The organism is Pontibacterium sp. (assembly GCF_041587635.1).
Classification (GTDB): Bacteria; Pseudomonadota; Gammaproteobacteria; order Pseudomonadales; family Balneatricaceae; genus Pontibacterium.
On sequence record NZ_JBFGYC010000282.1, the window covers coordinates 1 to 5,176 of the forward strand.

Here is a 5,176-nt window from a genome sequence, read left to right on the forward strand (position 1 = left end):
AATATGATTCAGCAAAATTTTCTGGATGGGCAATTAGCCCCCTTTATTCAGCAGAAATTCGATGTGGTCGCGCTGGACCTGTGGGGTGATCGAGATGTTGTGCTGCCAGATGGTACGGAGCTGACTGAGAAAACGCTCGCGACTCACTGGAAGATTCAATACACCCCCACACTTATTTTTTTGAATCCAGACGGCAGTATTAATCTGCGTATCGACGGTTTTCGGCCCAAGCCAGTGTTCTCTCAGGTATTGGATTATGTCTTAAGTGGCCAAACCGAAGGCGGGTTGGCTCAAGCACTCATTCAGCAGAGTGATGAGGATATGTATCCTGAGCCTTTTTTGCTTGAGACACGTGATCTTAGCAGCCTTAAAGGGCAGCTTACTGCTGTCATGTTGGAATATAAGGGGTGTGATGACTGCGAATCCCTGCACCGCAACGCAATCGCGCGCCCGGCCGTCTATGAACAGTTGAAGCCGTATCAGGTCGTGCGCTTTGATGCGGCCAGCGATCAGCCACTTACATTGCCTGATGGTACCGACATTACACCGAGTCAGTGGGTGAAAGAGCTTGGCGTAAACTACTATCCGACGACCTTGTTGTTCGATGAGTCTGGCACAGAGCGTTTTCGAATTGGTGGTTACGTGCAGTCGTTTCACTATGCGACGGCATTAGAGTACGTCAGCGTAAAAGGGTATGAGCAATTCCCGGAGTTTCAACGTTTTCTCAACGATCGTGCAGACCGTATGAGAGAGAAGGGTAAGAAGGTTGTGATCACGGAATAATCACAAAGTAACGTTGCGCTACGCAAGTCTGCAAATACCTGGCAAAAGATAGTTATTTACGCGCCTGACGCTATTGTCTTGCCTTTCCCACTGCTGTAATTTTCCAATTCTATTTCAATCCAGTTTTTTGACGGTTCAACACGCCTTATGAGCACACAACAGAGTTTGCAGGAAGTCATCAAAGAGAAAAATGGTGCAATTCGTATCGGTATTATCGGTGCAATGGATGAAGAGGTCGAACTGTTAAAAGCCTCGCTGGAAGGGCGTGAGGATCATGAGTATGCCGGCTATCACCTTTTTTCCGGTCGTATGCACGGGAAAGAAGTTGTCGTATTGAAGTCTGGCATCGGTAAAGTAAATGCAGCCATCGGCACGACACTGCTGCTGCGCGAATTCAAGCCTGACTGTGTCATCAATACGGGGTCTGCCGGTGGCTTTGATCCCGAACTGAATGTCGGTGATATTGTGATCTCTGAAGACGTTCGTCACCATGATGTGGATGTCACGATTTTTGGTTACGAGCCAGGTCAGGTGCCAGGTTTACCTGCATCGTTTAAACCGGAACCCTTGTTGGCCGATGTGGCTGAACGCTGCATCTCTCGTATGGAAGGTATGAAAACGGTCAAAGGGCAGATCGCAACCGGCGATGCGTTTATGAACGATCCGGAGCGTGTTGCCCGCACCCGCGAAGTTTTCCCACAGATGCAGGCCGTTGAGATGGAAGCGGCTGCGATTGCACAAACTTGTCATCAATTCGGTACGCCATTTATCGTTATTCGCGCACTGTCTGATATTGCTGGCAAGGAATCGAATCTGTCCTTTGAAGAGTTTCTGGTGACCGCGGCCAAGCACTCCGCCGAGATGGTCATGGCGATGGTCGATGAGATCGCAGGACAACACTAATTCATAATGGAACACCCGGCTGAAGGCACTCAGCCGGCGGTGAAATGAGGCACTATCAATGAAGGCAACCTTTAATCCTCCTGTACGCACACTAATGGGCCCGGGCCCCTCTGATGTAAGCCCGCGTGTATTGTCCGCAATGGCTCGTCCAACGATTGGTCATCTTGATCCTGAATTCATCCGCATGATGGATGAGATCAAAGAGATGTTGCAGCTCCTCTTTAAAACGAAAAGCCCACTGACAATGCCGGTGTCTGCACCGGGCTCTGCGGGTATGGAAGCGTGCTTCGTCAATCTGGTTGAGCCGGGCGATAAAGTCGTTGTATGCCAGAATGGTGTATTTGGCGGCCGCATGAAAGAGAACGTTGAGCGTTTTGGTGGTGAAGCCATCATGGTGCAAGACGACTGGGGCAAGCCGGTAGATCTGGATAAGGTTGAAAAAGCGCTGGCGGATAACGACAACGTTAAAGCCCTGGCTTTTGTTCATGCAGAGACGTCTACCGGTGTTCGCTCTGATGCAGAATCTCTGTGTGCACTTGCACAGAAGTACGGTTGCCTGAGCATTGTTGATGCAGTGACTTCACTGGGTGGTATCGATGTGGACATGGACGGCTGGGGAATTGATGCGATCTACTCCGGCACACAGAAGTGCCTGTCCTGCCCTCCGGGAATTTCACCCGTTGCGTTTGGTGAGAAGGCGATTGACGCTGTGAAAAACCGTAAAACACCTGTACCTAGCTGGTTCCTGGATAAGAACCTTGTGATGGGGTATTGGGGTGGCGGCGGCAAGCGTGCTTACCATCATACGGCGCCGGTTAACTCCTTGTACGCGCTGCATGAATCTTTGGTTATGCTGCACGAGGAAGGCATGGAAAATGCGTGGCAGCGCCATCAGCTTCATCACGAAGCGCTGCGTGCAGGTCTTGAAGCGATGGGCGTTAATTTCCTGGTGGATGAAGAATGCCGTCTGCCGCAGCTGAACACTGTGTTTGTACCTGAAGGTGTCGATGAAGCGGAAGTGCGTACTCGGCTGTTGAATGAATACAGCCTTGAGATTGGTGCGGGCTTAGGTGCGCTGGCGGGTAAAGTATGGCGTATCGGCTTGATGGGCAGCGCTTGTAACCGTCGGAATGTTATGTTCTGTCTGTCTGCGCTGGAGAATACGCTGTCTTCAATGAAGGCACCCATTACACGTGGTGTCGCAGCGTTGGCCGCAGAAGCCGTTTACAATGCCTGAAAGCGTTTGCTTATGAATAAAAAAGGGACCTTAGGGTCCCTTTTTTTGTGTTCAATTGCCGTGCTACGGTTTAAGTACGGATTCAATCAGCTTCACTTCGCGCTGTTCATCCCACTCTCGGCTGCCTGAAATAGTTCTGACCAGCTTACCGTTGCGATCAAATAGGAAGCTCATGGGCAATCCTCGAATACCCAGCTCATTAAACGTGCGGCCTTTTTCGTCCAGCAAGATAGGAAAGGTCAGCTCTGTATCCAGCTCCATCATAAAGCTTTCCACGGCGGCTTGCGTCTCGCCTGCGCTGATCGCAACAATTTCAAAGTCTTGTCCTGCAAATTTTTGATGCAAGCGCTCCATGGACGGCATCTCTTTGACGCAGGGAGGGCACCAGGTGGCCCAGAAGTTCAATAGTACGACCTTGCCTTTGTATTCAGACAGCGATATTTCCTGATTCTCAACGTTAGGAAAGCTTAATTTGTAGAGTACGCTATTTGACGCAGACACTCCGCTAGAGGCGGTAAACATCACAGCAAATGCAAACCAGAGTGTAAGCAATTTATTTTTCATTAAGCGTCTCCAAAATGTCGATTGCGGCCATTATATCCAGATGGAACCGTCTTTTGCGACTGATCTCGCTCTTGGTTAAATCAGGGCGCTGCCAAAATCCGTCCCGAACATCGGGAATTAGCCGTGAATGTACCGTCGCGCCGCCGCTGCGTAGCGTATTTTCAACCTCGTCCATCCACCAGATGCGTGTTGATTGATTGGGTTGAAGAATCACGACGGGGATCGAGCATTCAGCTGCGGCAGGCACAAATTCAACCGGCTGCATTGGCTGAGGTTGGCGCAAATAGATACTAGGATTCAGTGCGATGAGGCCATTGATATGTGAACTATCTACTGCAATTCCATTGAGTGCTGCTACCGTCCCGCGACCTGCTCCTACCAAATAGACAGGCCCCGATTCTTTTTGTTTCACGTAGTGAACAAATGCGGAGATAATTTTTCCATCCATTTCGGCGGGACTGGAGTAGCTACGTGGTAAGAAAAACGTTTCGAACCAATCAGGTTGGTAAACCGTGATGCCTTGCTGCGCCAGCGCTGCGGCAACCGGCTGAGAGGAAAACTCGCCGTAGTGAGGTTCGAACCAGATTATTGTTTTTTTCGGAGATTTCGATGGGTACAGCAGAAAAGGGATTTCCGTATCATCGATTTGTGCGCTATCGTCGATGACTATCTGTTGTCCGTAACTCTGGCTGCTCAGTAGCAGTAGTAGCATCAGTGTAATAAAAGGGCGCATCATAACGAGATAAATTAGCTATTTCTAAATTAAATGGCATTTTAACACTACGTGGCAGCCACGTTAAATCGGGAAAGAAAGAGTATGAAAGTCGCATTTATCGGATTGGGTGTTATGGGTTTCCCCATGGCCGGGCATCTTCAGAATAACGGTCATCAGGTCACAGTTTATAATCGCACAGCAGCTAAAGCGCAGCAGTGGGTTGAAGAATATAAAGGCGAGATGGCCGATACGCCGGCTAAGGCTGCTGCAAATGCAGAGATGGTGTTTACCTGTGTGGGGAATGACGATGACCTGCGTTCCGTAGTATTAGGTGATACAGGTGTTTTTGCCGGTATGCGTGCGGGGGCGATCCTGATTGATCACACGACAGCGTCGGCAGAGGTTGCTCGTGAGCTAAACGACATTGCTGCAGAGAAAAATCTGGGCTTTCTGGACGCACCTGTATCAGGTGGCCAGGCAGGTGCAGAAAATGGTGTGCTGAGCGTTATGATAGGTGGCGAACAAGCCGTGTTCGACCAGGTCAATCCAGTCATTTCCGCGTACTCAAAAGCGGCTGAGCTGATGGGGCCTGCTGGCAGTGGTCAGTTAGCGAAAATGGTTAACCAAATCTGTATCGCAGGTCTGGTGCAAGGGCTGTCTGAAGGTATTCATTTTGCCAAACGTGCGGGTTTGGATGTTAAAAAGCTGTGCAGTGTTATTCAGCATGGTGCTGCGGGCTCGTGGCAGATGGTCAATCGTCATGAGACGATGGTCGAAAATGAGTTCGACTTTGGTTTTGCAGTGGATTGGATGAGAAAGGACCTGAATATCACCCTCGACGAAGCCCGGAAGAACGGCGCTCAGCTGCCTGTCACCGCATTGGTCGATCAGTTCTATGCGGAAGTTCAGAAGAGTGGTGGGAGTCGTTGGGATACATCAAGTCTGATTCACCGTCTTGAGCGAGACAGCTGAAC

Annotated in this window: 6 protein-coding genes; 4 read left to right on the forward strand and 2 right to left on the reverse strand. The window is 50.0% G+C overall.

Going from position 1 to position 5,176, the window contains the following annotated elements; genetic code table 11:
• From ABYW01_RS13465 to ABYW01_RS13475, 3 genes are all read left to right on the forward strand, one after another.
• A partial coding sequence (locus tag ABYW01_RS13465; RefSeq protein ID WP_372833520.1) for a thioredoxin family protein occupies positions 1-783 on the forward strand: 783 nt, incomplete at its 5' end.
• Positions 784-930: 147 nt separating this feature from the next.
• Positions 931-1,686 carry a 5'-methylthioadenosine/S-adenosylhomocysteine nucleosidase gene (gene mtnN / locus ABYW01_RS13470; protein ID WP_372833521.1) on the forward strand — a complete coding sequence of 252 codons (756 nt, stop codon included), beginning with the start codon at positions 931-933 and terminating at the stop codon, positions 1,684-1,686.
• Positions 1,687-1,744: 58 nt separating this feature from the next.
• Positions 1,745-2,923, forward strand: coding sequence for an alanine--glyoxylate aminotransferase family protein (locus ABYW01_RS13475; RefSeq protein WP_372833523.1), 1,179 nt, complete (start codon positions 1,745-1,747; stop codon positions 2,921-2,923).
• Positions 2,924-2,986: 63 nt separating this feature from the next.
• On the opposite strand, the gene ABYW01_RS13480 is transcribed toward ABYW01_RS13475, so the two are convergent.
• Positions 2,987-3,487, reverse strand: a complete 501-nt coding sequence (locus ABYW01_RS13480) for a TlpA disulfide reductase family protein (protein ID WP_372833525.1) — start codon at positions 3,485-3,487, stop codon at positions 2,987-2,989.
• Positions 3,477-4,223 (reverse strand): alpha/beta hydrolase, encoded by a 747-nt coding sequence (locus ABYW01_RS13485; RefSeq protein ID WP_372833527.1) that lies wholly within the window; start codon positions 4,221-4,223, stop codon positions 3,477-3,479. The genes ABYW01_RS13480 and ABYW01_RS13485 overlap by 11 nt, the downstream gene beginning before the upstream one ends.
• Before the next feature lie 48 nt (positions 4,224-4,271).
• On the opposite strand from ABYW01_RS13485, the gene ABYW01_RS13490 reads away from it, so the two are divergent.
• Complete coding sequence (locus ABYW01_RS13490) at positions 4,272-5,174, forward strand: NAD(P)-dependent oxidoreductase (protein WP_372833530.1); 903 nt, start codon at positions 4,272-4,274, stop codon at positions 5,172-5,174.
• Positions 5,175-5,176: the final 2 nt, after the last annotated feature.

Bases quoted from the DNA above. Each gene is read 5' to 3' on its own strand.
- ABYW01_RS13485 (WP_372833527.1), bottom strand. From the start codon at position 4,223: ATGATGCGCCCTTTTATTACACTGATGCTACTACTGCTACTGAGCAGC.
- mtnN (WP_372833521.1), top strand. From the start codon at position 931: ATGAGCACACAACAGAGTTTGCAGGAAGTCATCAAAGAGAAAAATGGT.
- ABYW01_RS13475 (WP_372833523.1), top strand. From the start codon at position 1,745: ATGAAGGCAACCTTTAATCCTCCTGTACGCACACTAATGGGCCCGGGC.
- ABYW01_RS13480 (WP_372833525.1), bottom strand. From the start codon at position 3,487: ATGAAAAATAAATTGCTTACACTCTGGTTTGCATTTGCTGTGATGTTT.